This is a genomic window from Cypionkella sinensis (assembly GCF_042646385.1).
GTDB classification, from domain to species: domain Bacteria; phylum Pseudomonadota; class Alphaproteobacteria; order Rhodobacterales; family Rhodobacteraceae; genus Cypionkella; species Cypionkella sinensis.
In genome coordinates, this window is sequence record NZ_JBHRTO010000001.1 from 2,160,610 (window position 1) to 2,184,360 (window position 23,751).

General features: G+C 62.3%; 27 protein-coding genes. 22 read left to right on the plus strand and 5 right to left on the minus strand.

What is annotated here, in order from left to right; translation table 11 throughout:
* Positions 1-210 precede the first annotated feature (210 nt).
* The 4 genes from ACFOGH_RS10745 (at position 211) to ACFOGH_RS10760 (ending at position 5,015) form a co-directional block, all read left to right on the plus strand.
* A complete protein-coding gene (locus tag ACFOGH_RS10745; RefSeq protein WP_380073068.1) occupies positions 211-1,860 on the plus strand; it encodes an electron transfer flavoprotein-ubiquinone oxidoreductase in 1,650 nt (549 codons plus the stop codon).
* Between the two features lie 71 nt (positions 1,861-1,931).
* Positions 1,932-2,288 (plus strand): low molecular weight protein tyrosine phosphatase family protein, encoded by a 357-nt coding sequence (locus ACFOGH_RS10750; RefSeq protein WP_380073069.1) that lies wholly within the window; start codon positions 1,932-1,934, stop codon positions 2,286-2,288.
* A 122-nt stretch (positions 2,289-2,410) separates the two neighbouring features.
* Positions 2,411-4,171 (plus strand): tetratricopeptide repeat protein, encoded by a 1,761-nt coding sequence (locus tag ACFOGH_RS10755; RefSeq protein ID WP_380073070.1) that lies wholly within the window; start codon positions 2,411-2,413, stop codon positions 4,169-4,171.
* 1 nt (position 4,172) lies between these two features.
* On the plus strand, positions 4,173-5,015 hold the full coding sequence (locus tag ACFOGH_RS10760) for a 4-(cytidine 5'-diphospho)-2-C-methyl-D-erythritol kinase (RefSeq protein ID WP_380073995.1): 843 nt from the start codon (positions 4,173-4,175) through the stop codon (positions 5,013-5,015).
* A gap of 63 nt (positions 5,016-5,078) precedes the next feature.
* Here the strand turns inward: ACFOGH_RS10760 and ACFOGH_RS10765 are convergent, their stop codons facing one another.
* Positions 5,079-6,080, minus strand: a complete 1,002-nt coding sequence (locus ACFOGH_RS10765; RefSeq protein WP_380073071.1) for a polyprenyl synthetase family protein — start codon at positions 6,078-6,080, stop codon at positions 5,079-5,081.
* A 68-nt stretch (positions 6,081-6,148) separates the two neighbouring features.
* On the opposite strand from ACFOGH_RS10765, the gene ACFOGH_RS10770 reads away from it, so the two are divergent.
* The 3 genes from ACFOGH_RS10770 (at position 6,149) to ACFOGH_RS10780 (ending at position 7,389) form a co-directional block, all read left to right on the plus strand.
* Positions 6,149-6,364 carry a putative signal transducing protein gene (locus ACFOGH_RS10770; protein ID WP_380073072.1) on the plus strand — a complete coding sequence of 72 codons (216 nt, stop codon included), beginning with the start codon at positions 6,149-6,151 and terminating at the stop codon, positions 6,362-6,364.
* Positions 6,365-7,126 carry a tRNA1(Val) (adenine(37)-N6)-methyltransferase gene (locus tag ACFOGH_RS10775; RefSeq protein WP_380073073.1) on the plus strand — a complete coding sequence of 254 codons (762 nt, stop codon included), beginning with the start codon at positions 6,365-6,367 and terminating at the stop codon, positions 7,124-7,126. It begins immediately after the preceding gene.
* 98 nt (positions 7,127-7,224) lie between these two features.
* Positions 7,225-7,389: a YdcH family protein gene (locus ACFOGH_RS10780; RefSeq protein WP_380073074.1), complete on the plus strand. Its 165-nt coding sequence runs from the start codon at positions 7,225-7,227 to the stop codon at positions 7,387-7,389.
* On the opposite strand, the gene yddG is transcribed toward ACFOGH_RS10780, so the two are convergent.
* From yddG to ACFOGH_RS10800, 4 genes are all read right to left on the minus strand, one after another.
* Positions 7,386-8,267 (minus strand): aromatic amino acid exporter YddG, encoded by an 882-nt coding sequence (gene yddG, locus ACFOGH_RS10785; RefSeq protein ID WP_380073075.1) that lies wholly within the window; start codon positions 8,265-8,267, stop codon positions 7,386-7,388. The genes ACFOGH_RS10780 and yddG overlap by 4 nt on opposite strands.
* Before the next feature lie 117 nt (positions 8,268-8,384).
* Complete coding sequence (gene phbB, locus ACFOGH_RS10790) at positions 8,385-9,110, minus strand: acetoacetyl-CoA reductase (RefSeq protein ID WP_380073076.1); 726 nt, start codon at positions 9,108-9,110, stop codon at positions 8,385-8,387.
* Between the two features lie 108 nt (positions 9,111-9,218).
* Positions 9,219-10,394 carry an acetyl-CoA C-acetyltransferase gene (locus ACFOGH_RS10795; protein WP_380073077.1) on the minus strand — a complete coding sequence of 392 codons (1,176 nt, stop codon included), beginning with the start codon at positions 10,392-10,394 and terminating at the stop codon, positions 9,219-9,221.
* 133 nt (positions 10,395-10,527) lie between these two features.
* Positions 10,528-11,367, minus strand: a complete 840-nt coding sequence (locus tag ACFOGH_RS10800; protein ID WP_380073078.1) for an EAL domain-containing protein — start codon at positions 11,365-11,367, stop codon at positions 10,528-10,530.
* Positions 11,368-11,473: 106 nt separating this feature from the next.
* Here ACFOGH_RS10800 and ACFOGH_RS10805 point away from each other — a divergent pair, with 106 nt between their 5' ends.
* From ACFOGH_RS10805 to ACFOGH_RS10875, 15 genes are all read left to right on the plus strand, one after another.
* On the plus strand, positions 11,474-12,049 hold the full coding sequence (locus ACFOGH_RS10805; protein ID WP_380073079.1) for a DNA-3-methyladenine glycosylase I: 576 nt from the start codon (positions 11,474-11,476) through the stop codon (positions 12,047-12,049).
* A 262-nt stretch (positions 12,050-12,311) separates the two neighbouring features.
* Entirely contained in the window at positions 12,312-13,175 is an 864-nt protein-coding gene (locus ACFOGH_RS10810) for a branched-chain amino acid aminotransferase (RefSeq protein ID WP_380073080.1), read from the plus strand.
* A gap of 340 nt (positions 13,176-13,515) precedes the next feature.
* Entirely contained in the window at positions 13,516-13,971 is a 456-nt protein-coding gene (locus ACFOGH_RS10815; protein WP_322322945.1) for a universal stress protein, read from the plus strand.
* Positions 13,972-14,402: 431 nt separating this feature from the next.
* Positions 14,403-14,846: a MarR family winged helix-turn-helix transcriptional regulator gene (locus tag ACFOGH_RS10820; protein ID WP_380073081.1), complete on the plus strand. Its 444-nt coding sequence runs from the start codon at positions 14,403-14,405 to the stop codon at positions 14,844-14,846.
* Positions 14,847-14,882: 36 nt separating this feature from the next.
* Positions 14,883-15,284 (plus strand): DUF1398 domain-containing protein, encoded by a 402-nt coding sequence (locus ACFOGH_RS10825; protein WP_380073082.1) that lies wholly within the window; start codon positions 14,883-14,885, stop codon positions 15,282-15,284.
* An 81-nt stretch (positions 15,285-15,365) separates the two neighbouring features.
* The gene (locus ACFOGH_RS10830; RefSeq protein ID WP_380073083.1) at positions 15,366-15,836 is read left to right on the plus strand and encodes a DUF2867 domain-containing protein; all 471 of its coding nucleotides are present in this window, start codon (positions 15,366-15,368) and stop codon (positions 15,834-15,836) included.
* A 100-nt stretch (positions 15,837-15,936) separates the two neighbouring features.
* On the plus strand, positions 15,937-16,104 hold the full coding sequence (locus ACFOGH_RS10835) for a hypothetical protein (protein WP_380073084.1): 168 nt from the start codon (positions 15,937-15,939) through the stop codon (positions 16,102-16,104).
* Positions 16,105-16,218: 114 nt separating this feature from the next.
* Complete coding sequence (locus tag ACFOGH_RS10840) at positions 16,219-16,812, plus strand: OmpW/AlkL family protein (RefSeq protein WP_380073085.1); 594 nt, start codon at positions 16,219-16,221, stop codon at positions 16,810-16,812.
* Between the two features lie 445 nt (positions 16,813-17,257).
* Positions 17,258-17,815 carry a NifU family protein gene (locus ACFOGH_RS10845; RefSeq protein WP_380073086.1) on the plus strand — a complete coding sequence of 186 codons (558 nt, stop codon included), beginning with the start codon at positions 17,258-17,260 and terminating at the stop codon, positions 17,813-17,815.
* Entirely contained in the window at positions 17,805-18,404 is a 600-nt protein-coding gene (gene tsaB, locus ACFOGH_RS10850) for a tRNA (adenosine(37)-N6)-threonylcarbamoyltransferase complex dimerization subunit type 1 TsaB (protein WP_380073087.1), read from the plus strand. The genes ACFOGH_RS10845 and tsaB overlap by 11 nt, the downstream gene beginning before the upstream one ends.
* A gap of 3 nt (positions 18,405-18,407) precedes the next feature.
* A complete protein-coding gene (rimI, locus tag ACFOGH_RS10855; RefSeq protein ID WP_380073088.1) occupies positions 18,408-18,818 on the plus strand; it encodes a ribosomal protein S18-alanine N-acetyltransferase in 411 nt (136 codons plus the stop codon).
* Between the two features lie 214 nt (positions 18,819-19,032).
* Entirely contained in the window at positions 19,033-20,028 is a 996-nt protein-coding gene (locus ACFOGH_RS10860; protein WP_380073089.1) for a BMP family lipoprotein, read from the plus strand.
* The gene (locus tag ACFOGH_RS10865) at positions 20,028-21,599 is read left to right on the plus strand and encodes an ABC transporter ATP-binding protein (RefSeq protein ID WP_380073090.1); all 1,572 of its coding nucleotides are present in this window, start codon (positions 20,028-20,030) and stop codon (positions 21,597-21,599) included. Before ACFOGH_RS10860 ends, ACFOGH_RS10865 begins: the two co-directional genes overlap by 1 nt.
* Before the next feature lies 1 nt (position 21,600).
* Complete coding sequence (locus tag ACFOGH_RS10870; RefSeq protein WP_380073091.1) at positions 21,601-22,746, plus strand: ABC transporter permease; 1,146 nt, start codon at positions 21,601-21,603, stop codon at positions 22,744-22,746.
* Complete coding sequence (locus ACFOGH_RS10875; RefSeq protein WP_380073092.1) at positions 22,746-23,714, plus strand: ABC transporter permease; 969 nt, start codon at positions 22,746-22,748, stop codon at positions 23,712-23,714. Before ACFOGH_RS10870 ends, ACFOGH_RS10875 begins: the two co-directional genes overlap by 1 nt.
* The last annotated feature ends 37 nt before the right edge of the window (positions 23,715-23,751 follow it).

Sequence of the window (23,751 nt, forward strand, 5' to 3'; positions counted from 1 at the left end):
GCCATACCTGACCCGAGCGGGCCTGTGATTGCAAGGGGGAATGGCGGCAATCGGCGGGCCTTGGTCGCCCATGAGGAAAATTCAGTCGCCCATGAGAAATAATCTTGCGCCTAACCTGCGATATGGCCTTGGGAAGTTGCGTTACAGTTGACCCAGACGGTGCGTTCGGGCAATGACACGGGCAGCATTTTGCCAAGCCGGAGAAATACAGTGACCGAGATCACACGCGAGCAGATGGATTATGATGTGGTCATCGTGGGCGCGGGGCCTGCGGGTCTGTCGGCTGCGATCCGGCTTAAACAGCTGGACAGCAACCTGTCGGTTGTGGTGCTGGAAAAAGGTTCGGAAGTTGGCGCGCATATCCTGTCGGGCGCGGTGCTGGACCCGGTCGGGCTGACCAAGCTGATCCCGGATTGGAAAGAAAAAGGCGCGCCGCTGAATGTGCCGGTGCATGAGGATAACTTCTACATCCTTGGGCCAGCGGGGCAGATGCGGATCCCGAACTTTCCGATGCCACCGTTGATGAACAACCACGGCAACTACATCGTCTCGATGGCGAATGTCTGCCGCTGGATGGCCGAGCAGGCCGAGGGCTTGGGGGTTGAGATTTTCCCGGGCATGGCGTGTTCCGAGTTGATCTATGGCGACAAAGGCGAAGTGCGCGGCGTGGTTGCGGGCGAGTTCGGCAAGAACGCCGATGGCACGCCGGGGCCTTCGTATGAGCCGGGGATGGTTCTGGCCGGGAAATATGTGTTCCTGTCAGAAGGCGTGCGCGGGTCTTTGGCCAAGGAAGTCATCGCCAAATATGATCTGAGCAAGGGTCACGAGCCGCAGAAGTTCGGCCTTGGCATGAAGGAAATCTGGCAGATTGATCCGGCCAAGCATCGCTTGGGCACGGTCACGCATACGATGGGCTGGCCGCTGGGCAGCAATGCAGGCGGCGGGTCGTTCATCTATCACCTTGAGAACAATCAGGTTTACGTGGGCTTCGTCGTCCATCTGAACTACAAGAACCCGCATCTTTATCCCTATATGGAATTCCAGCGCTTCAAGCATCACCCGATGGTGGCCGAACTGCTGAAAGGCGGAAAACGCGTGGCTTATGGCGCGCGGGCGATTTCCGAGGGCGGCTGGCAGTCGATCCCGAAAATGGTTGCACCGGGCGTGGCCCTGCTGGGCTGTTCGGCGGGCCTGGTCAACGTGCCGCGCATCAAGGGCAACCACAACGCGATGCTGTCGGGGATTGACGCGGCAGAAGCGGCGTTTGTGGCGATCTCGGCAGGCCGTTCGGGCGATGAGTTGACCGAATATGAAACGCTGGTGCGCGGTGGCCCGATTGCGGCTGACCTGAAAAAAGTGCGCAACGTCAAGCCGCTCTGGTCGAAGTATGGGCTTGTCGCCTCGCTGTTCCTGGGCGGTGCCGACATGTGGGCGAATACCTTTGGGCTGACCATTCTGGGCACGCTGAAGCACGGCAAGAACGATGCGGAATCGACCGGGCTGGCCAAGGATTACCAACCCATCGACTATCCGAAACCCGATGGCGTGCTTTCGTTTGACCGGCTTACCAACGTGGCGTTCTCGGCCACCAACCACGACGAAAACCAACCGGCGCATCTGAAGCTGAAAGACCCGTCGATCCCGATCGCGGTCAACCTGCCGAAATATGCCGAACCCGCGCAGCGCTACTGCCCGGCGGGAGTGTATGAGGTGATCGCCGAGGCCGGGAAAGAGCCGCGCTTTCAGATCAACTTCCAGAACTGCGTGCATTGCAAGACCTGCGACATCAAAGACCCGTCGCAGAATATCGTCTGGACCACGCCGATGGGCGGTGGCGGGCCGAACTATCCGAATATGTAATGCGGTGATGTCCGCGACTGTCAAAGGGCGGCCCATGGCCGCCCTTTTGCATATGAACCAAGGCAACACCCATGCACAACATTCTGTTCATCTGCGGCAAGGCCCGGATGCGAAGCCCGACCGCCGCTGAAGTTGCGCGCGCGATCTTGGTTGCCGAGACGGATTATGCCGGGCTGAGCGCCGATGCTGACGAGCGTGTCAGCGCCGAGCAGATCGCTTGGGCGGATTCCATTGCTGTGATGGAAAAGGCGCAACTTGCCAAGCTGAAGCGGCAGTTTGGTGGCGCGTTGCGCGGCAAACATGTGGTCTGCCTCGACATAGCCGACAATTACACCTTCATGCAGCCCGAACTGGTTGCACTGATCCAGCCAAAGCTGCGTCGCGTGTTTGCGAAAGTGCAGACCAGACCATCGCCCGCCAACATGTGATCTGACATTCTGGCGCAGATCAGCGAAGATGCGCGGGCCGGGGGTGATAAACCCCCGGCCCGCATTGCTTATCCGCCCGCGCGGCTCTAGCTTTGTGGCAACGCTTACAGGAGCCGCCCCGGATGCCTTTTCCTCGCCTGACCCGCATGCACCTGCTGCTGGCCTCTGCTGTCATCTGCCTGCCGTTTGCCACGCTGGCCGAAACCGCCAAGCCCGTGCCTGCCCCCGAGGCTGTTGCCGGGCCGGTGAGCGAGGCCGGGGCTTATCTGGCCGCCGGGGTTGCGAGTTCTGAAGCCGACTACGCGGCGGCGGTCGAATGGTATGGCCGCGCGCTGAGCGGTGATCCGACCAACCCGGCGCTGCTGCAAGGTGCTTTGATGGCAGAGGTCGGCGTGGGCGATATGGAGGGTGCGGCCAAGCTGGCGCAGGCGTTTCAGGCGGCGGGCGGCAAAAGCCAGATTGCCACGGTGGTTCTGATCGCAAGCGATGCCAAACGGCAGGATTACGCGGCGATCCTGAAAGAGCAGGCCGCGGGCGGCTCGGCGGGTGCAGTGCTGGATGATCTGGTGAAAGCCTGGGCCAAGCTGGGGTTGGGGCGGATGTCAGAGGCGACCGAAGCCTTTGACAAGATGGCGCAAACCAAGGGGCTAGAGGCGTTCGGGTTATACCACAAGGCGCTCGCCCTTGCCTCGGCGGGGGATTACGAGGGGGCCGAGAACATCCTTTCCGGCAAGGCTGCGGGCAGTTTCCCGCTGACCCGGCGCGGGCTGATCGCGACCGTCGAAATCCTGAGCCAGCTTGAGCGGAACCCCGAAGCGGTGGCGCTGATCGACCGCAATTTCCTGCCCGGCAATGATCTGGAGATCGACGATCTGCGCCGCCGTCTGGATGCGGGCGAGCCGCTGCCGTTTACCATTGCGCGCAATGCCAGCGAAGGCATTGGCGAAGTGTTCTACAGCATGGCGAATGCGGTGAAGGGCGAGGCTGATGCGTCCTTTACCCTGCTGCACGCCCGCGCTGCGGCCTATCTGCGGCCCGACAACACCGAAGCGGTGTTGCTGGTGGCCGGTATTCTGGAGCAGCAGCGCCAGCACGTTTTGGCAACGGCGGCATATGCCATGGTCTCGCCCAGCGATCTGAACTTTCACGCCGCCGAAATCGGCCGTGCCAATGCCACGTTTGCCGCCGGCCACCCCGAAGCGGCGCTGGAAATCTTGCAGGCTTTGGCGCGCACGCATGGCAATATTCTGGCGGTGCAACTGGCACTCGCCGACGGGATGCGGCGCGAAAAGCGCTATGACGAGTCGTTCAAGGCCTATGACGCCGCGATCAAGATGGTGCCGAACCCCGGCCCCGGCCACTGGGTGCTGTTCTACAGCCGCGGCGTGGTCTCGGACGCGTTGCGTCATTACGACGCCGCCGAGGCCGATTTCCGCCGCGCGATGGCGTTGAACCCGAACCAGCCGGAATTGCTGAACTATCTGGGCTACAGTCTGGTTGATCAGGGTCGCAAACTGGATGAGGCGCTTGGCCTGATCAAGCGCGCGGTGCTGATGCAGCCCGACAGCGGGGCGATCCTGGATAGCCTTGGCTGGGCCTATTACCGCCTGGGCCGCTACCGCGATGCTGTGCTGCCGATGGAGCAAGCCTCGCAGCGGATGCCGGTGGATGCGACGGTGACGGACCATCTGGGCGATGTCTATTGGGCGGTGGGCCGCAAGCGCGAGGCCGAATATCAGTGGCGGCGTGCCTTGTCTTATGGCCCGGATGACAAGCTGGCGGCGCGGCTGCGGCTGAAACTGGCCAAGGGGCTGGATGCGGTGCTGGCGTCTGAGGGGGCGGCACCGTTGAAGCCCGTGGCTGCCGCTGCGGCGCAACCGTGATCTGACCTTGCGCGTCTTTGCCCCTGCCAAGATCAATCTGGCGCTGCATGTGACCGGGCAGCGCGGCGATGGCTATCATCTGCTTGACAGTCTGGTGGTGTTCGCGGGCGTGGGCGATTGGGTGACGGCAGAGGCCAGCGATCAGTTAAGCCTGCGGGTGACGGGGCCATTCGGCGCGGGGTTGTCGGGCGATAACCTTGTGCTGCGGGCAGCGCGGTGTCTTGGCGTGACTGCGGCGCTGGAATTGGACAAGCAGTTGCCGGTCGCCTCGGGCATTGGTGGCGGCTCGGCGGATGCAGCGGCGGCGTTGCGGGCTTTGTGCGGCTTGACCGGGCGGGCGCTGCCTGATGCAGCAGCCGTGCTGGCCTTGGGCGCGGATGTGCCGGTGTGTCTGGCCGGGGTGCCGCTGCGGATGCAGGGCGTGGGCGAGGTGCTGACCCCCCTGCCCGCTTTGCCCGCATGTTATCTGGTGCTGGTCAATCCCGGTGTGGCCGTGGCAACGCCTGCGGTGTTCAAAGCACTGGCGCGGCGCGATAATCCGGCGATGGAGAGCATCCCCCAATGGGCGACTGCAAGTGATCTCGCCACTTGGCTGCACGCGCAGCGCAATGACCTCGAGGCCCCGGCGATGGCCTTGGCCCCGGTGATTGCCGAAGTGAAAGCCGCGCTTGAGGCCCGCCCCGGATGTCTGCTGGCGCGGATGTCGGGGTCTGGTGCGACCTGCTTTGGCCTGTTTGCCAGTGAGGAACTGGCGAAAGCTGCTGCAGGGGTGTTGCGCGATGAGGCCCCGGCGTGGTGGGTGGCGGCGGCGCCTGTGCTGCCTCCAACGCCGCCCCGGACTTGATCCGGGGCCTCGTGGGCTTTGGTGAGGCCCCGGATCAAGTCCGGGGCGGCGTGGGGCTGGTGGTTAGTTGATCCGCTCGACCACATAGGCCGCCAGATCAGACAGCATGTCGCGCAAAGGGTGATCGGGCAGCACGCCCAACGCCGCTTGCGCCCGCGCCGCCCATGCCAGCGCATCGGCCCGAGCGGCCTCCATCGCGCCGTGATGGGCCATCAGAGCCATCGCATGTTCCAGATCGCCCTCGGCCTGCTGGCCTTTCTCGATCACCCGCACCCAGAACGCGCGCTCTTCCGGGGTGGCCTTGGCAATCGCCTTGATCACCGGCAGCGTCAGCTTGCGCTCGCGGAAATCGTCGCCAGTGTTCTTGCCGATCACCGCAGCCGAGCCGCCATAATCCAGAAGATCATCAACGATCTGGAACGCAATCCCCAAGGCATCGCCGTAATCAAACAGCGCCTTGACCTGAGCCGGGGTAGCACCCGCGATTTCGGCACCGGATTCGGTTGCTGCCGAGAACAGCGCGGCGGTCTTGCCGCGCACGACCTTCAGGTAAATCTCTTCGGTGGTGGCCAGATCCTGTGCGGCGGTCAGTTGCAGCACTTCTCCTTCCGCAATGGTGGCGGAAGCGTTGGCGAGGATATCCAGCACCCGCAGATTGGCGGGCTCTACCATCAGTTGAAACGCGCGGGCGAACAGGTAATCGCCGACCAGCACGGATGATTTGTTGTCCCACAGCAGGTTCGCGGTAGGCCGACCGCGGCGGCGCTGGCTTTCATCGACCACGTCATCATGCAGCAGGGTGGCAGTGTGGATGAACTCTACCGTCGCGGCCAGATGCACATGATAGGGGCCAGCGTAGCCCAGCAGCCGTGCTGCGGCCAACACCAGCATCGGGCGCAGACGCTTGCCGCCCGCCTCGATCAGATGCGCTGTCACTTCCGGGATGCGCGGCGCATGTTCCGAGGCCATCCGCGCCCGGATCATCTTGTTCACCGCCGCCATATCCTCGGCCAAGGCATCGGCCAGCAGGTCATGCGGTTTTTGCGCGGCGTTGATCATATTCATTCTCACCCCTTCAGGTATCGACACATAGGTGTCGACTCGGGGCTATGACCCCGGCTAAACCCAATCCCATGAAGCTTTTATTGCGCACGACCGACCCCACCGTAATCGCCTTTGCTCAAGCGCTCCTTGAGGGCGAGGGTATAGACAGCTTTGTGATGGACGTCCACATGAGCACGCTGGAAGGTGGCATCGGATTGTTTCCCCGCCGCATGATGGTGGCCGACAGTGATCTGTTCATGGCGCGGGCGATCCTGGCCGATAACGGCATCTCGGATGGGGTGTGAATGGACGATTTGCCAGCCGATCTGACGCATGACAAGTTTCTGTGCGGCAAATTGCAGCTTTGGCAGCCGCGCCATGGCTATCGCGCGGCCACAGACCCGGTTTTGCTGGCCGCTGCCTGCCCCGCGCAGGCTGGCCAATCGGTGCTGGATCTGGGCTGTGGTGTCGGGGCTGCGGCGCTATGTCTCGCCACCCGCGTGCCGGATTTGCGGCTGGCGGGGCTGGAGTTGCAGGCCGACTATGCCGATCTGGCGCGGCGCAATGCGGTGGAAAACGGCATCGCCTTGCAGGTAGAGGTCGGCGATCTGGCCGATATGCCGAAGGCGCTGCGGATGGATTTCGACCATGTCATCGCCAACCCGCCCTATTATCCGCGCGGTGGCACCCCCAGCCCGAATGCCGGGCGGGCAACGGCGTTGCAGATTGACACGCCCTTGGGCGATTGGGTGCGGGCGGCCAGCAGGCGGCTTGCGCCGGGGGGCTGGCTGACGTTGATCTGCGGTGCCGATGGCCTGCCCGAGGTGATGGCGGCGATGGGGGACAAACTCGGCTCGGCTTCCGTGCTGCCGCTGACCCCGCGCGAGGGAAAACCCGCGCTGCGCATCCTTTTGCGGGCGCGCAAGACCGGGCGGGCGGCGTTCCGGCTGCTGGCGCCGCTGGTGATCCATCACGGCAAATCACATGACGGCGACCGCGAAAGCTATACCCCGCGTGCCAGCGAGATTTTGCGCGGTGGTGCCAGCCTTTCGGATGAATTCCGCTAATCGTACATAATTAACGCATAGGTTGTGTGAAGATTTGGTGACACGACTCAGTTTCTATGGTGCACTTGGGTTGTTGAACCAGCATCAGGAGGACTTGCATGACCGTCGCTTCGCATATCGCTGAACTGAAAAAGAAGCACGAAACCCTCTCATCCAAGGTCGAACAGGCGCAGCGCTCGCCCGCCGTGGATGATCTGCACATCGCCGATCTGAAGAAGCAAAAGCTGAAACTGAAAGAGGAAATCTCGCGGCTGAGCGCTTAACCCTTTTTGGCGCTGGCCGCTTTGGCAGAACTTGCTTTTGCCGCCAGCGCCGCCCCTGCCGTGATCAGAACCGCCGCGATCAGGATGGCGCTTGATGGTTTGGCAATGCCTGCGGCGACCAAAGCCGAGGTAGACAGCAACGGCGCTGCATACGAGGCGACCCCAAGCAGTTGGATGTCGCCTTTTTTCATGCCGATGTCCCAAGTGAAAAACGCGGCCCCCACCGGACCAACGCCCAAGGCAACGACGCTGGTCCAGCCCATCGCCCCTTGCGGCCAAGTGGTTGTTTCCAAAGCCATATGCGCCAGGGCAGACAGGGCAGCCGTGGCCAGACAGAACACCGTCACCGATTCTGTCGGCACAGTGCCCAAGCGGCGCGACAGCACCGAATAGACCGCCCAAGTCACCGCACACAGGAACGCCAGCACCAGCCCAAGGCTGGAGCCTGTCGCATCACCGCCCCGCGCCAGCACGATCAGTGCCGCCCCGGCAAAGGCGATCAGCGCGCCTGCGATGTGCAACGCGCCCAAACGCTCGCCGGGCAGCAGGCCCGACAGCAGCACGATGAACAGCGGCCACAGATAGGCGATCAGCCCGGTTTCGGCGGTGGGGGATAGGCGGAAGGCGGTGAAATACAAAAGGTGATAGCCAAAAAGCCCAAGAGTGCCAAAGGCATAGACCTTCCATGACACGGATTTCAGCACCGACAGCCCCGCACCTGTGATCGTCCAGATCAGCCCAATCGCGCCACCAATGCCAAAGCACAGCGCATTCAGCAACAGCGGCGGCACCGGGGCCGAGCCGATGGTGAACAAAGCCAGCAGCGCCCACATGGCGATGGCAGTCAGACCTATGAGCGTGGCTTTGGCTTTGGTCATGTCGGTTTCCTTTTGGCACTACCTGCCGAAACCGCGCCCATCGGGCAAGCAAAAAGGCCCGCTCTGGCGAACGGGCCTTGTGCAACATGTGGGATGCGTGCGGACACGCACCGCGCGTCAGACCACGAACTGCCCGCCGTTGGCAGAAATTGTCGAGCCGGTGATGAAGCCCGCGTCATCCGAGGCAAGGAAGGTAACGATGCGCGCGATCTCGTCCGGCTCGCCCAGACGGCCCACAGGAATTTGCGGAATGATGCGTTCTTTCAACACCTTCTCGTCAATCGCCTTCACCATATCGGTGCCGATATAGCCGGGGCAGATCGCGTTCACGGTGATTCCGGCGCGCGCGCCTTCGGCTGCCAGCGCCTTGGTAAAGCCCAGATCGCCGGATTTTGCCGCCGAATAGTTCACCTGGCCCGCTTGGCCCTTTTGACCGTTGATCGACGAGATGTTGATCACCCGGCCAAACTTGCGGTCGCGCATCCCCGTCCACAGCGGATGCGTCATGTTGAACAGGCCCGAAAGATTGGTGTCGATGACTTCCTTCCACTGTGTCGGAGTCATCTTGTGGAACATCGTATCGCGGGTGATGCCCGCATTGTTGACCAGCACAGCGACCGGGCCAAGATCAGCCTCGACCTTGGCGATACCGGCAACGCAAGCGTCGTAATCGGCGACCGACCATTTGTAGGTGGCGATGCCGGTTTCCTTGGTGAAGGCCGCGGCGGCCTCGTCATTGCCTGCGTAATTCGCAGCCACAGTGTAGCCTGCCGCCTTCAAGGCCACCGAAATCGCCGCGCCAATGCCGCGCGAGCCGCCTGTGACCAATGCTACCTTTGCCATTCGTTCCTCCTCCAAGGCTTCAGTTTTGAAATCATGTTATTGAGATGAATAAGCGGGCGCAACATTGTTGCGCCCGCTTCTGTTATTTTATTTCAATATATCGCAAGCTTAGGCGCGCTCAAGGCACATCGCCACACCCATGCCACCACCGATGCACAGGGTTGCCAGACCCTTTTTCGCGCCCGAACGACCCATCTCATGGATCAGCGTGTTCAGGATCCGCGCGCCCGAGGCCCCAATCGGATGGCCAATCGCAATCGCGCCGCCGTTGACGTTGACCTTGCTGGTGTCCCAGCCCATGTCTTTGTTGACAGCGCAAGCTTGCGCCGCAAACGCCTCATTCGCCTCGATCAGATCCAGATCAGCGGCCTTCCAGCCTGCTTTGTCCAGCGCCTTGCGGCTGGCGAAAATCGGACCGACGCCCATGATCGACGGATCAAGCCCAGCGGTCGCATAGGAGGCGATGCGGGCCAGCGGCTTCAACCCGCGCTTGTTGGCCTCTTCTTCCGACATCAGCAGCACGGCTGCCGCGCCGTCGTTCAGACCCGAAGCGTTGGCCGCCGTCACCGAGCCGTCCTTGGTGAAGGCGGGGCGCAGTTTCTGCATCGATTCCAGCGTCGCGCCGTGGCGGATGTATTCGTCTTGATCGACCGTCACATCGCCCTTGCGGGTCTTGATGGTGAAAGCGATGATCTCGTCCTTGAACTTGCCAGCCTTCTGCGCAGCCTCGGCCTTGTGCTGGCTGGCCAGAGCGAATTCGTCCTGCATCTCGCGGCTGATCTGCCACTGGTTCGCGACGTTTTCTGCCGTTTGGCCCATGTGATAGCCGTTGAACGCATCCCACAGCCCGTCACGGATCATGCTGTCGATGAAATTCATATCGCCCATCTTTTGGCCCGCGCGCAGATGCGCAACATGCGGGCTCAGCGACATGCTTTCCTGACCACCCGCGACCACGATGTTCGAATCGCCCAGTTGCACATGCATCGCGCCCAAAGCCACCGCCCGCAGACCCGAGCCGCAGACCTGGTTCAGCGACCATGCCGAAGCCTCTTTCGCGAGGCCCGCGCGGATATGTGCCTGGCGCGCCGGGTTCTGGCCTTGGCCCGCGGTCAGCACTTGGCCCAGAATGGTTTCGGCAACCTCTGCCTTGTCGATGCCGGCGCGCGCCACAACGGCCTCGATCACCGCAGCGCCCAATTCATGCGCGGGTGTGGCCGCGAAGGCCCCGTTAAAGCTGCCCACGGCGGTCCGTGCCGCCGAAACGATTACCACATTGGTCATGACTTGCGCCCTCTCCCAGAAACTGCCGCGGCGAAGCACCGCTTTGCCGATTGGAACCATGGCCTAGAAGGGGTGGCGGTGAAAAGCAAGTTTTCTGCACGTCCGGGTTGTCGCAGGGGCAAGGCTGCCGCAATCACGCTGATTTTCGCGCAGCGTTGCGGTCAAACGCGGGTTTCAGGGTGGCTGCACCGAACAGATAGCCCTGCATGCAATCGACGCCCATCTGTTGTAGCATCTGCGCCTCGGCAGCGGTCTCGACCGATTGTGCCACGGTAAACATCTGAAAATGCTTGCCAATCGACAACAGCGCTGCGGTCAGCACCTGATTGTCGGCATCCTGCTGGATGTTGCGGATGAATTGGCCATCCAACTTGAGAATATCGAAATAGAAATCCTTGAAATAGCGGATCGCCATATTGCCCGAACCGAAGTTATCCAGCGCAAAGGCCACGCCTGCACCTTTCAGATCATCCATGAAGGCCACCACCAGTTCGGGCACCTGCATGGCCGAGCTTTCGGTGATTTCGAGAATCAGCCGCTCTCCAATCGTGGGGGCGACGGAAAGCCCGCGCATCAGCACCTGTTTCCAGCGCGCATAGCCGATGGACCGTGCCGACATGTTGATCGACAAGCGCAGATCTGGCACGCGCGCCAGCGTCGCCAGACCGATTTCCAACGCCGCACAGTCGATTTCGCGGCCGATTTCATGGCTTTCGACCGCATCCATGAAATCCTTGGCCGGAATCACCCGCCCGGTTGGGTCGAGCACGCGGATAAGACCCTCTTGAAACGCCACACGCGCGGCGTCACGCGCCAGCACCACCGGCTGATAGGCCAGCCGCAGGCGTTTGGTATCAATCGCCTGCCGCACCATCGACATCGTTTCGCGATCCCCAACCGAGATTGCCACCCCCAAAGGGCTGGCCACACCCGCCTGCGCATCCAGCCGGGGCTTTGGTTTTGGCATGATCATGGCGATGCTCCTGCGGGTTGGGCCGATGGACACCATGCTGCCACAACGGTAAAAGCCAGCTTAAGCATTGGGATTTTAGGCCAATTTTAATGATTTTGAGGGCGCAATGACAGAGAACGCAAGATGTGGCTGGTGTGGCAGCGATCCGGTTTACGTCGCCTACCATGATGACGAATGGGGCAGGCCCCTGCGCGATCCGCGCGCACTGTTTGAATGCCTGATTCTGGAAGGGTTTCAAGCGGGTCTGTCGTGGATCACCATCCTGCGCCGGCGTGAGGCGTTCCGCGCGGCCTTTGCCGGGTTCGATCCGGCGGTGCTGGCGGGCTGGGGCGAGGCCGAGACGCAGCGGCTGCTGACCGATCCGGGCATCATCCGCCATCGCGGCAAGATCGAGGCGACCTTTGCCGGGGCGCGGGCCTATCTGGCGATTGAGGCGCGCGAGGGATTCGCAAACTTCATCTGGAAGCATGTCGACCATCAATCGGTGGATCGGCAACTGGGCAGCCTGACCCAAGCCGTCGCGCAAACCGAGGCATCGGTGGCGCTGTCAAAGGCGCTGAAGGCCGAGGGCTTCAAGTTTGTCGGCCCCACCATCAGCTATGCCTTCATGCAGGCTGTGGGCATGGTGAACGACCATGTCGTGACTTGCCCATGGCATGGCCGGATGACGGCCCACGCCTGACTGCGGGCCGTCACAGAATCGATTCAAGCATGGGGGATAGTCGGCCTTGGGGCTTTTCTTCCCCGTCTGTCCCACCTTCAGGCTGGCATTGTGCAGCCAAGCCCTCGGACCAGTCCCCCGGTCCGAGGGCTTTTTTCATCACCTTGCGCGATTGCTTGCGCAAGGGTGGCGGGCTTTCGCTTGGCGGATGCGCGTTGCACGGCAGGACTTTCCGCGCGCCTTGCCGCATGATTAAGCTGTCGCAAAACAGCAGGAGATCAGCATGGCCTTTGGCAAATCCATCCGCACCTTTTGGGACGGGCGCTGGCATGATGGCGACATGGCGGTGATGAAGGCGGCGGATCATGGCATCTGGCAGGGCACCTCGGTGTTTGACGGCGCGCGCTGGTTTGATGGGATGTGCCCCGATCTGGATCTGCACTGCGCGCGAGTGAACCGTTCCGCCGAGGCGCTGATGATCACCCCCACCTGCGCGCCCGAGGATATGGCCGCGATCATCCGCGAGGGCTTGCAGGGCTTTGGCCCAGAGCAGGCCGTGTATATCCGCCCGATGTATTGGGCGCTGCATGGCACCGAACTGGGCATCGTGCCCGCGCCGGGGGCAACAGGGTTTGCGATCTCGCTTGAGGAGGTTGCGATGCCGGACCCCGAGTTTGCCACTACTGTCACGCGCACCCGGTTCCGCCGCCCGGTACTGGAGGATGCGGTCTGCAACGCCAAGGCGGGCTGCCTTTACCCCAACAATGCCCGGATGCTGGCAGAGGCGCAGGCCAAGGGCTTTGGCAATGCGCTGGTGGCGGATGCTTTGGGCAATCTGGCGGAAAGTGCCACGGCGAATGTCTTTCTGGTGAAAGATGGCGTGGTGTTCACCCCCATCCCCAACGGCACTTTTCTGGCCGGGATCACGCGGTCGCGGCATATCGCGAACCTGCGTGCTGACGGGGTCGAGGTGCGCGAGGCTGTGCTGACCTTTGACGATGCCCATGCGGCGGATGAGATTTTCCTGTCGGGCAACTTTGCCAAGGTCACGGCGGTCAAGGCGTTTGACGGCACGGAATACAAGGATCGCCCGATGACAGCGCGGGCACGGCGGCTGTATTGGGAATGGGCGGCGGGGCAGCGCTAGGCGAGATCGACACCCGGGATAATCTGGCGAAGGCCATTGCCTTCGCCAAGCGGGGCAGAAGCCGCTGAAACCGCCGGGCCTCAAAGGCCCGGCCAGCGCCCGACCCGCCAATGGCGGGCGCTTCTCGCCCGCCGAGTCGCGCGCTGGCCTCAGGAAGCTATGGCGGATAGGCGTGCAGGGTGAAACCGCTCACGCGGGCGGGGAAACGCAGTGCGTTTCCTGTTTCCGCCCGGGTCTGGGCGCAGCCAAGAGCATGGATGTGCATTTGCGCTTGGCCCGCCCCCACTCTTGCCTTCCCATGACCCCGGCTGCATGATTGCCCCGTTAAGGGGAGACAAACATGCGGAAATTCCTTGTCGTGCTGGATGACAGCCGAGAGTGTCTGAACGCGATGCGATTTGCGGCGCTGCGGGCCGCGCATACGGGTGGGGGTGTGCAGGTTCTGTCGATCATCCCGCCGGAAGAATTCCAGCACTGGATGGGCGTGGCCGACCTGATGCGAGCCGAGGCGCGCGAGCGGATCGAGGCGCATTTCGAGGTCTTCGCGAAATGGATGCGCGACAAGCAGGGGGTGAACCCCGAACTGATCATCCGCGAAGGCGATCCAGTGGCCGAGATTCTGGCGCAGGTCAAGGAAGACCCGGCGGTGGGGATTCTGGTGCTGGGCGCGGGCACCGAGAAATCCGGGCCGGGGCCGCTGGTGACGGCGATGACGCGGTCTTCGGGCAGCCTGCCGATCCCGATCACCATCGTTCCTGGCGATATGAGCAAGGAACGGCTGGAGAGCATCACCTGATGGTCCCAACTCGGGACCATTGTTTTCATTGCGGTATTTGGAACGGTTCGGGGTAGGGTTAACGAAAGCTAACCGGATTGGTGGCTTTGAAGCCCCATTTTTGAGCTGGGGTGGATCAACATCCATGTGCTTGTAGGCGCCTAGGTCCGGGCGGAAATAGGAAACGCATTGCGTTTCCCCGCCCGCGTGAGCGGTTTCACCCTGTAGTCAGTGCCGCAAGAACCCCCCTGAGGCCAGTGCGCGACCCGGCGGGCGAGAAGCGCCCGCCATGGGCGGGTCGGGCGCTGGCCGGGCCTTTGAGGCCCGGTGCTGCCCCGGAAAACTTCGCTCATCACAGCTTTGGCAGGGCCGCGCATCCTGCTGCGTGATTTGTGTTGACTAGGAAACACAACAAGAATAGTTTCCTAGTCAACATAGCATGGCGAATGATAATGCGCGTTTCCGATCTGACCGATCACACCGGATATTGGCTGCGGATGGTGTCGAATGCGGTGTCACAGGACTTTGCCCGCAAGGTCGACGCCGAGGGGGTGACGGTGGCCGAATGGTGCTTTCTGCGGGCGTTGTTTGATGCCGATGGCATAGCGCCGACGCTGCTCGCAGACCGCATGGGCATGACGCGCGGCGCGATCAGCAAGCTGGCGGATCGAATGGTGGCAAAGGGGCTGGTCGCCCGCATGGAAAGCGGCGGGCGGGGGCAAACTCTGGCGCTGACGGCAACGGGGCGGGCAAAGGTGCCGATCCTTGCCGCAATGGCCGATGCGAATGATGCGGCCTATTTCGATGCGCTTCCTGATGCTGATCGCGCGGCGCTTGACCGGATCTTGCGAAACCTTGCCGAGCGGCGCGGGCTGACGGCCACTCCACTCAGCTAACCAATCGACTGAAATCCTGACCAGAAAGGAACCGCCATGGACGCGGAACGCATCACTCTTGCCGAAACCTGCCTGCATGCGGCGCATAGCGGCAGCCTCAGCTTTCCCGAGATCGTGGGCAAGCTGATCAATGCTGGGTTTGAAGGCTATACGGTGGATTACCGCAGCAACACGCAGACCTACTACCTGCCGGATGGCGAGAGCGTAGGGCTGGACATGCCACAACCCGCAATCCCGGTCGCGGCGGTGTTCGACGCGGCAGAGATCGCTCGTCTGGTTCTGTGGGCGCAGGCCAATCCGCCCGATTACAGCTATGCGGGCTTCAGCACCCTAGCCAAGGCGGCGGGCTGTGCGGGTTACATGGTTTCCTTTCTTGGGCGGCGGGTGGTTTACTTTGGCCGCACAGCGGAAACCCATGTCGAGCATTTTCCCAACTGATGTGGCGGCGGGGTGAGGCCATCTGCCTCAGGCCGCTTCACCAAAGTTTCGGCTAGGCTGCCGCAAAGTGAGGTGCCCGCGATGCAACTGCCGCCCAATGCCCAACTGATCGCGCCCTTGGACGATCTGGCCTATCTTGACAGCCAAAGCGCCACCTTGCCCGCCCCGATCACCGCGATTGAGGCTTGGCGGTTGGTGATGGCCAGGCCCTTGCCGGGGTTGGCTTGGGCGTTCTGGCTGCGCGATGCGATTTCGGCGCGGTTTGGCGTGGCGCGGATTGGCGGGTTCTCCGGCAAGGCGGTCGGGGTGCCGCAAGTGGGCGATCATCTCGATTTCTTTCTGGTGGAACATATCAGTGACAGCGTGCTGTCGCTGACCGCGCGCGACCGGCATCTGGATGTGATGACCTGTGTGACGGTGGACGACGCAACGCTTGGCATCACAGCCTCGGTGGTGACGCATAATGCCTTTGGGCGGGCCTATATGATCCCGGTGGCCCCGGCGCATCGGCTGATCGTCTGGGCGATGCTGCGGCGGTTGCGGCGGGGGTGAAGGCTTGCAGCGGGTGCATTTCGCAGTTGCGGCAATGCTCCCCTTTGCAAGTGCAGCATTCCACCCTATATTGGCGGCGGGAGGACAACAGGAGCAAGCCATGAGCCGCAATCCGTCTGTCACCGCCAAATCCGACATCCAGCACATCGCCGCAATCCGCGCCGCGCAAGAGGCTGAGGCCTATTTCAAAGCCAGCCCCCTGCCCCGCCCCAGCGTAGCACCGACCCTGAGCGCGCTGGACGCGATGTATGCCTATTACAGCGCCTGAGCGGAGTCGCGACACCCTGCCGCACCCCACCCCGCCCGCGATTTGACACAGGTCAACGTCTGGGCGGTTGAAGCGGCAGAGGATGACCCCGCAACCAATTTGCGGAATGAAATCATGAAAATAACTCTGCTCGCCCTTCTTGCCAGTGCTGCCCTGGCCGCGCCCGCGCTTGCGCAATCTGCCGGGGATATGACCTTGGGCTTCGGCTTGGCTTCTGTCTCACCGAAAAGCGACAATGGCACGCTTGCGGGCGCTGCGGCCACGGTGGATGACAGCGTGCGGCCGTCGATCACTTTTGAGTATTTCCTGCGCGACAATCTGGGGCTGGAAGTTCTGGGGGCGCTGCCGTTCAAACACTCGATCTATCTGAACGGCGGCTATGCCGGGGAAACCAAGCAACTGCCGCCGACGATCTCGGTGAGTTACCACTTCGCAAATACTAGCAAGTTCACGCCGTTCGTGGGTGTGGGTCTGAACTACACCAAGTTTTTCGAGACCAACTCGCCCCTCGGCGATCTGAAGATCGACGACAGCTTTGGCGTGGCGGCGCATCTGGGGGTGGATTATGCGGTCAGCGACAAGGCCGCGCTGCGGCTGGATCTGCGCTATGCCAAGATCGGCAGCGATGTGCATCTGAACGGTGCGAACATTGGAAAGGTCGAGATTGACCCGCTGGTGACGGGCGTTTCCTACGTCATCAAGTTCTAAGGCCGATCCGATATTCACCTTGTTGGGGGCTGTCAGGTCCGGGCGGAAACAGGAAACGCATCGCGTTTCCCCGCCCGCGGGTGCGGTTTCACTCTGTAGTCAGTGCCGCAAGAAACCCCCTAAGGCCAGTGTCCGACCCGGCGGGCGAGAAGCGCCCGCCATCGGCGGGTCGGGCGCTGGCCGGGCCATTCAGGCCCGGCGGTCTCAGCGGCACTGTTACCGCGTGGCGAAGGCGATGGCCTTCGCCAAGGCGTTCACGGTGAATGTCGATCCGGCTAAGGCCGATCCGACCCATGTTGCCGCCTTGGGAGAGGGGTGGCGACCCAAGGGGCGCGGGGTTACCTCGCGCCCTTTTCGGTTGATTGGGGTGGAATTAGAACGGTTCCAAACTTGACTTCTGCCGGGGAAGCGCGCATATCCGAGTGGAATAGTCGGAGAAAAGACCATGTTCATCCAGACCGAATCCACCCCGAACCCGGCGACGCTGAAGTTCCTGCCGGGCCAAGCCGTGCTGGAGATGGGCACTGCCGATTTTCCCAGCCTAGAGTCGGCTGCGAAATCGCCGCTGGCGAGCCGCGTGTTTGCCACCGGCCAAGTGACGGGCGTGTTTCTGGGCACCGATTTCATCACCGTGACCAAGGCCGAAGCCGCCGATTGGCAGCATATCAAGCCCGCAATTCTGGGCGCGATCATGGAGCATTTCCAGTCGGGTGCGGCGGTGATGGAGGGCGAAGGTCAGGCTGCCCATGCTGCGCATAGCGGCGAGGATTCTGAAATCGTCAACCAGATCAAGGAATTGCTGGATACCCGTGTGCGTCCGGCAGTGGCGCAGGATGGTGGCGACATCACCTTCCACGGCTTTGATCGTGGCGTGGTCTATCTGCATATGAAGGGCGCTTGCGCCGGTTGCCCCTCGTCGACGCTGACGCTGAAGATGGGGATCGAAAACTTGCTGCGGCACTACATCCCCGAAGTGCTGGAAGTGCGCCCAGTTGCGGCCTGAGTTGATTTTGGCATTCGACACATCGGCGGCGCATTGCGCCGCCGCTTTGCTGTCTGGCGACCGCATCTGGCTGAAATCCGAAGCGATGGACAAAGGGCAGGCCGAACGGCTGATGCCGCTGATTACCGAACTGCTGGCCGAGGCAGGCAAGGCTCTGGCCGATGTGACGGCGATTGGTGTCGGCACCGGGCCGGGGAATTTCACCGGCGTGCGCATTTCGGTCGCGGCGGCGCGGGGGCTGGCTTTGGGGCTGGCGGTGCCAGCGATTGGCGTCACACGGCTGGAGGCGGCGGCGTTCGGCCTGCCGCGCCCGGTGACGGTGGTCGAAGACGCGCGGCGCGATGAGGTTTACGTGCAGCGGTTTGCGGCTGATGGGCCGGGGCCGGCGCAGATCATGGCGGCGGGCGTGGTGGTTGAGGGCGCAGTGGCGGGGCGCGACGGCTTGCACAGCCTGCCGATTGCCGAGGCGATTGCGCGGATCGCGGCCACGCGCGCGGGCACAGCCCAGCCGCGCCCTGCCCCGTTCTATCTGCGCGGTGCCGATGCAGCCCCGTCCAGCGATCCGCCGCCGGTTATTCTGGAGTCCTAGGCGATGCGCCCTGCCGAGATGGCGGTGATCCACGCCGCCTGTTTCACCACGCCACCGCCGTGGTCCGAGGCCGAGATTGCGCAGACCTTGGACAGCGCTTTCGCCTTTGCCGTATCCGAGCCAAGCGGCTTTCTGATTGGCCGCGTGGTGGCCGGTGAGGCCGAGTTGATCACGCTGGCCGTTGACCCTGTGGCGCGCAGGCAGGGCATCGGTGCGCGTCTGGTTGCGCAATTTCTGACCGAAGCCGCGCGCCGTGGGGCCGAATCGGCCTTTTTGGAAGTCGCCGCCGACAACCTGCCCGCGCAGCGCCTGTATGCCGCCAAAGGCTTTGAGCACAAAGGCAAACGTCGCGATTACTACCGCACACCCAACGGCGCGCGCGTCGATGCGCTGGTGCTGGCGCGGGCGCTTTAGCACGCCGCAGCCGCCAAATTATTGACCAATCGGTATAAAGTTGACCGCGACGATGCGGCGCTCCCGCGTTGTTGCACAGTTGCGTCACAGATTCCTGTTGACCCTCCCGCAAAGCGCTGTCCTAAATCCACTACGACCCGCTCTGGTGCTGGGGCTGTTGCCGCGCCGAGATGGGAAACAAAAACGCTAACAACACGGAAACCGGGAGAAAATTATGACCCTGATGAAACACCTGCTGGGTGCGGCTGCCACTTTGGCGCTGACGGGTGGTGCCGCTTTGGCGGAACCTGCGATCATCTTCGATCTGGGCGGCAAGTTCGACAAATCGTTCAACGAAGCGGCGTTCAACGGCGCAGAGAAATGGGCGAAAGAAACCGGCGGCACCTATAAAGAGCTGGAAATGCAGTCCGAAGCCCAGCGCGAGCAGGCTTTGCGCAGCCTGGCTGAAGAGGGCGCGAACCCGATCATCATGACCGGCTTTGCCTTTGGTGACGTGCTGAACACCGTGGCCCCCGATTTTCCCGACACCAAATTCGGCATCATCGACATGGTGGTGGAACAGCCGAACGTGAAATCGGTGGTGTTTACCGAAGATCAGGGCAGCTATCTGGTGGGCATGATGGCGGGTCTGGCCTCCAAAACCAACACCGTTGGCTTCATCGGCGGCATGGATATCCCGCTGATCCGTCGCTTTGGCTGCGGCTATGCGCAGGGCGTCAAGGCTGTGAAGCCGGATGCCACCGTGATCCTGAACATGACCGGCACCACTCCGGCAGCATGGAACGACCCGGTGAAGGGTGCCGAACTCGCGAAAGCCCAGAAATCGCAAGGCGCAGACGTGATCTATGCGGCAGCAGGCGGCACCGGCGTGGGCGTTCTGCAAACGGCTGCGGATGAGGGGATTCTCTCGATCGGCGTGGACAGCAACCAGAACTATCTGCACCCCGGCAAAGTGCTGACCTCAATGCTGAAGCGCGTCGATAACGCGGTTTATGAGGCGTTCAAGGAAGGCGAAGACCTGAAGCCGGGCATCAACGTGATGGACCTGAAAGCAGGCGGCGTCGACTACGCGATGGACGACAACAACAAGGATCTGGTGACCCCGGAAATGAAAGCAGCCGTCGATGCGGCAGCCGAAAAGATCAAATCCGGCGAGTTGGTGGTGCATGACTACATGTCCGACAACACCTGCCCGGCTGGGTCGTTCTGATGGAGGCTACGGCCAATGGGGGGCGGCAGGCAACTGCCGCCCTCTCTCCGTATGCGATTGAGTTGAAAGGCATCTCCAAGGCCTTTGGCCCGGTTCAGGCGAACCGGGATATCAATATTGCCGTGCCGCGCGGCACCATTCACGGCATTATCGGCGAGAATGGCGCGGGCAAATCGACGCTGATGTCGATCCTTTACGGATTTTACCGCGCCGATGCGGGCGAGATTTTCATCAACGGCAAGCTGACCCCGATCCCCGACAGCCAGAGCGCCATCCGCGCCGGTATCGGCATGGTGTTTCAGCATTTCAAACTGGTGCAGAATTTCACGGTGCTGGAGAATGTGATCCTTGGGGCCGAGGATGGCCCGATGTTGAACACCTCTCTGGCCAAGGCGCGCAAGGTTCTGGCCGACCTGTCGCGCGAATATGAGATGGACGTAGACCCCGATGCGCTGATCGAAGACCTGTCGGTCGGCCATCAGCAGCGGGTCGAGATTTTGAAGGCTTTGTATCGTCAAGCCGATATCCTGATTCTGGACGAGCCGACCGGCGTGCTGACCCCTGATGAGGCCGACCATTTGTTCAGGATTCTGAATGGGTTGAAGGAACAGGGCAAGACAATCATCCTGATCACCCACAAGCTGCGCGAGATCATGGAGGCGACCGATAACGTCAGCGTCATGCGCCGTGGCACCATGGTAGATACGGTGAAAACCGCCGAAAGCAGCCCGGAATCCTTGGCCGAGTTGATGGTGGGCCGCAAGGTTCTGCTCGAGGTCGAGAAAGCCAAGGCGACGCCGGGGGCGGTGGTTTTGGCGGTGGAAAACCTGCGGGTGAAAGACGAACACGGGGTCGAACGGCTGAAAGGCGTCAGTCTGGAAATCCGCGCGGGCGAGATTTTGGGCATTGCGGGCGTGGCGGGCAACGGCCAGTCGGAACTGCTCGAGGCGTTGGGCGGCATCGCGCGGGCGACCGGGCGGATCACGTTGAACGGGGTGGACCTGCCGCTGGTGGGCTTGGCCGCAAACGGCCTGACCCGGCGCGAGGCAGGCATCGCCCATGTGCCGGAAGATCGCCAGCATCTGGGCCTGATCATGGATTTCAGCGCCTGGGAAAACGTGGCTTTCGGCTATCACAACGACCCGAAATATCAAAAGAACGCGCTGTTCATGGATAACGACGCGTTGCGGGCGGATACCGAGGCGAAGATGGCGCGCTATGACGTGCGCCCACCGATCCCGACGCTGGCAGCGAAGAATTTCTCGGGCGGCAACCAGCAAAAGATCGTGGTGGCGCGCGAGGTCGAACAGAACCCCGATCTCCTACTGATCGGTCAGCCGACGCGCGGGGTGGATATTGGCGCGATTGAATTCATCCACAAGCAGATCGTGGCGCTGCGCGATGCGGGCAAGGCGATCTTGCTGGTCTCGGTGGAACTGGATGAAATCATGTCGCTTTCTGATCGGATTGCCGTGATGTTCGACGGGCAGATCATGGGCACCGCCGACCCCGAAACCACAGACGAGCGTGCCTTGGGGCTGTTGATGGCCGGTGTGGGCGGGAAGGCGTAGCATGAACAAATTACCGCAATGGGCCGATGTGGTGCTGGTGCCGTTGATCTCGTTGTTGCTGGCGGCATTGGTCGCGGCGATTGTGCTGTTGGCAATCGGGCAAAGCCCCACCGCCGCGCTGGCGATCATGGTGAAGGGGGCGTTTGGCTCGGCGAATGGCTGGGGCTACACGCTCTATTACACCACCAGCTTTATCTTCACCGGGCTATCGGTGATCGTGGCGTTTCACGCAGGCCTGTTCAACATCGGCGGCGAGGGGCAGGCGCAACTGGGTGGGCTTGGCGTGGCCTTGGTCTGTCTGGCACTGCCTTGGCCGCATTGGACGGTTGCGCTGCTGGCGGCCACCTTGGGCGCTGCGGCTTTTGGTGCGGCTTGGGCGGCTATCCCCGCGTATTTGCAGGCGAAACGCGGCAGTCATATCGTGATCACCACGATCATGTTCAACTATATCGCCAGCGCGCTGATCGTTTACATGCTGGTCGATGTGCTGCGGCCTGCGGGGCAGATGGACCCAGCCTCGGCACGCTTCCCGGCGGGGGCAAAGCTGCCCGCGCTGTCAGATATGCCGTTCATCAGCGAGTTTTTCGCCAAGATGAACGCCGATGGCACGCCAAAGCTGACCAAGGCCGGGGTGCAGATGTATTCCAACGTCCCCGCCAATGTGACGCTGTTCATCGCACTTGCGGCCTGTTTCGTGGTGTGGCTGCTGCTGTGGCGCACGCGGCTGGGATATCAGATCCGTGCCTTCGGCAAATCGGAAGCGGCCTCGAAATATGCCGGCATCAATCCGGTGAAGATCACCATGATCGTGATGCTGATCTCGGGCGGTCTTGCGGGCATGATGGCGATCAACAACGTCATGGGCTCGGCCGAGCGGTTGTTGCAGAACTCGGCCGAAGGCGCGGGTTTCATCGGCATCGCGGTGGCGCTGATGGGGCGCAATCATCCGCTGGGCGTGCTGCTGGCGGCGCTGCTGTTCGGCTTCCTCTATCAGGGCGGCGCGGCTTTGGGGCTGAACACCACGATCCCGATTGAGATGCGGGTGGTGGTGCAGGGTCTGGTGATCCTGTTCACCGGGGCGCTGGATCAGATGGTGCGGATGCTGCTGGTGTGGCTGTTCAGCTTTGGACGAAAGGCGGCGGTCTGATGGATTACGAAACGCTGATGCAGATTTTGGGCTCGACCGTGCGGTTGGGCACGCCCTTGCTGCTGGCCTGCCTGGCCGGGTTGTTTTCCGAACGCGCCGGAATTTTCGATATCGGGCTGGAAGGCAAGATGCTTGCGGCGGCGATGGCGGCGGGGACCGTGGCGGCAATGTCCGGCTCGGCCTGGGTCGGGCTGCTGGCGGGGATTGGCGCGTCGCTGATTTTCGCGATGCTGCACGGGGTAGCCTCGATCACCTTCCGCGGCAATCAGTTGATTTCCGGTGTCGCGCTGAACTTCCTGTCGTCGGGGATCACGGTGCTGGTGGCGCAGGCCTTGTTCGGGCAAGGCGGGCGCACGCCGCCCTTGGATGGGGCGGCGCGGTTCAACCCGATCACCCTGCCCTTTGCCGACAGCCTTAAAGACGTGCCGCTGATCGGGCCGCTGTATTATCAGGTGATCTCGGGCCACTCGATCCTTGTCTATGCCGCAGTGGCCTTTGTGCCGCTGACATGGTGGATCCTATTCCGCACCCGCTTTGGCCTGCGGCTGCGCGCGGTGGGCGAAAACCCGGCGGCGGTGGATACGGCGGGGGTTTCCGTCAAGGGCCTGCGCTTTGCCGCTGTGGCGATCACCGGGGTTTTGTGCGGTGTGGCAGGGGCTTACATGGCAACCGCCCTGCAAGCAGGCTTCGGGCGCGAGATGACAGCGGGGCGCGGCTATATCGCGCTGGCCGCCCTAATCTTCGCCAAATGGCGGCCGTGGCAGGCCCTGGGGGCCACCATGCTGTTCGGCTTTTTCCAAGCACTAGCGCTGCGCCCCGATGTGGTCGAGCGTATCGCGCAAGTCAAAGTCCCGGTCTCGGCGCTGGATGCCCTGCCCTATATCCTGACAGTGCTGGTGCTGGCGGGCTTTGTCGGCAAGGCGATCCCACCCCGCGCGGGCGGCGAGCCCTATGTGAAAGAGCGCTGATCTTCCGGCTTCATCTTGGCCTAAATACTCCACAGGG

What these genes read in the sequence shown, in the direction of transcription:
- phbB (WP_380073076.1), bottom strand. Translation starts at nt 9,110, where the DNA reads ATGGCAAAGGTAGCATTGGTCACAGGCGGCTCGCGCGGCATTGGCGCG.
- ACFOGH_RS10775 (WP_380073073.1), top strand. Translation starts at nt 6,365, where the DNA reads ATGGACGATTTGCCAGCCGATCTGACGCATGACAAGTTTCTGTGCGGC.
- ACFOGH_RS10805 (WP_380073079.1), top strand. Translation starts at nt 11,474, where the DNA reads ATGACAGAGAACGCAAGATGTGGCTGGTGTGGCAGCGATCCGGTTTAC.
- ACFOGH_RS10845 (WP_380073086.1), top strand. Translation starts at nt 17,258, where the DNA reads ATGTTCATCCAGACCGAATCCACCCCGAACCCGGCGACGCTGAAGTTC.
- ACFOGH_RS10755 (WP_380073070.1), top strand. Translation starts at nt 2,411, where the DNA reads ATGCCTTTTCCTCGCCTGACCCGCATGCACCTGCTGCTGGCCTCTGCT.
- ACFOGH_RS10860 (WP_380073089.1), top strand. Translation starts at nt 19,033, where the DNA reads ATGACCCTGATGAAACACCTGCTGGGTGCGGCTGCCACTTTGGCGCTG.
- ACFOGH_RS10820 (WP_380073081.1), top strand. Translation starts at nt 14,403, where the DNA reads ATGCGCGTTTCCGATCTGACCGATCACACCGGATATTGGCTGCGGATG.
- ACFOGH_RS10830 (WP_380073083.1), top strand. Translation starts at nt 15,366, where the DNA reads ATGCAACTGCCGCCCAATGCCCAACTGATCGCGCCCTTGGACGATCTG.
- ACFOGH_RS10875 (WP_380073092.1), top strand. Translation starts at nt 22,746, where the DNA reads ATGGATTACGAAACGCTGATGCAGATTTTGGGCTCGACCGTGCGGTTG.
- ACFOGH_RS10815 (WP_322322945.1), top strand. Translation starts at nt 13,516, where the DNA reads ATGCGGAAATTCCTTGTCGTGCTGGATGACAGCCGAGAGTGTCTGAAC.
- ACFOGH_RS10825 (WP_380073082.1), top strand. Translation starts at nt 14,883, where the DNA reads ATGGACGCGGAACGCATCACTCTTGCCGAAACCTGCCTGCATGCGGCG.
- yddG (WP_380073075.1), bottom strand. Translation starts at nt 8,267, where the DNA reads ATGACCAAAGCCAAAGCCACGCTCATAGGTCTGACTGCCATCGCCATG.
- ACFOGH_RS10770 (WP_380073072.1), top strand. Translation starts at nt 6,149, where the DNA reads ATGAAGCTTTTATTGCGCACGACCGACCCCACCGTAATCGCCTTTGCT.
- ACFOGH_RS10750 (WP_380073069.1), top strand. Translation starts at nt 1,932, where the DNA reads ATGCACAACATTCTGTTCATCTGCGGCAAGGCCCGGATGCGAAGCCCG.
- ACFOGH_RS10870 (WP_380073091.1), top strand. Translation starts at nt 21,601, where the DNA reads ATGAACAAATTACCGCAATGGGCCGATGTGGTGCTGGTGCCGTTGATC.
- ACFOGH_RS10835 (WP_380073084.1), top strand. Translation starts at nt 15,937, where the DNA reads ATGAGCCGCAATCCGTCTGTCACCGCCAAATCCGACATCCAGCACATC.
- ACFOGH_RS10795 (WP_380073077.1), bottom strand. Translation starts at nt 10,394, where the DNA reads ATGACCAATGTGGTAATCGTTTCGGCGGCACGGACCGCCGTGGGCAGC.
- rimI (WP_380073088.1), top strand. Translation starts at nt 18,408, where the DNA reads ATGCGCCCTGCCGAGATGGCGGTGATCCACGCCGCCTGTTTCACCACG.
- ACFOGH_RS10800 (WP_380073078.1), bottom strand. Translation starts at nt 11,367, where the DNA reads ATGATCATGCCAAAACCAAAGCCCCGGCTGGATGCGCAGGCGGGTGTG.
- ACFOGH_RS10865 (WP_380073090.1), top strand. Translation starts at nt 20,028, where the DNA reads ATGGAGGCTACGGCCAATGGGGGGCGGCAGGCAACTGCCGCCCTCTCT.
- ACFOGH_RS10810 (WP_380073080.1), top strand. Translation starts at nt 12,312, where the DNA reads ATGGCCTTTGGCAAATCCATCCGCACCTTTTGGGACGGGCGCTGGCAT.
- ACFOGH_RS10780 (WP_380073074.1), top strand. Translation starts at nt 7,225, where the DNA reads ATGACCGTCGCTTCGCATATCGCTGAACTGAAAAAGAAGCACGAAACC.
- ACFOGH_RS10840 (WP_380073085.1), top strand. Translation starts at nt 16,219, where the DNA reads ATGAAAATAACTCTGCTCGCCCTTCTTGCCAGTGCTGCCCTGGCCGCG.
- ACFOGH_RS10765 (WP_380073071.1), bottom strand. Translation starts at nt 6,080, where the DNA reads ATGAATATGATCAACGCCGCGCAAAAACCGCATGACCTGCTGGCCGAT.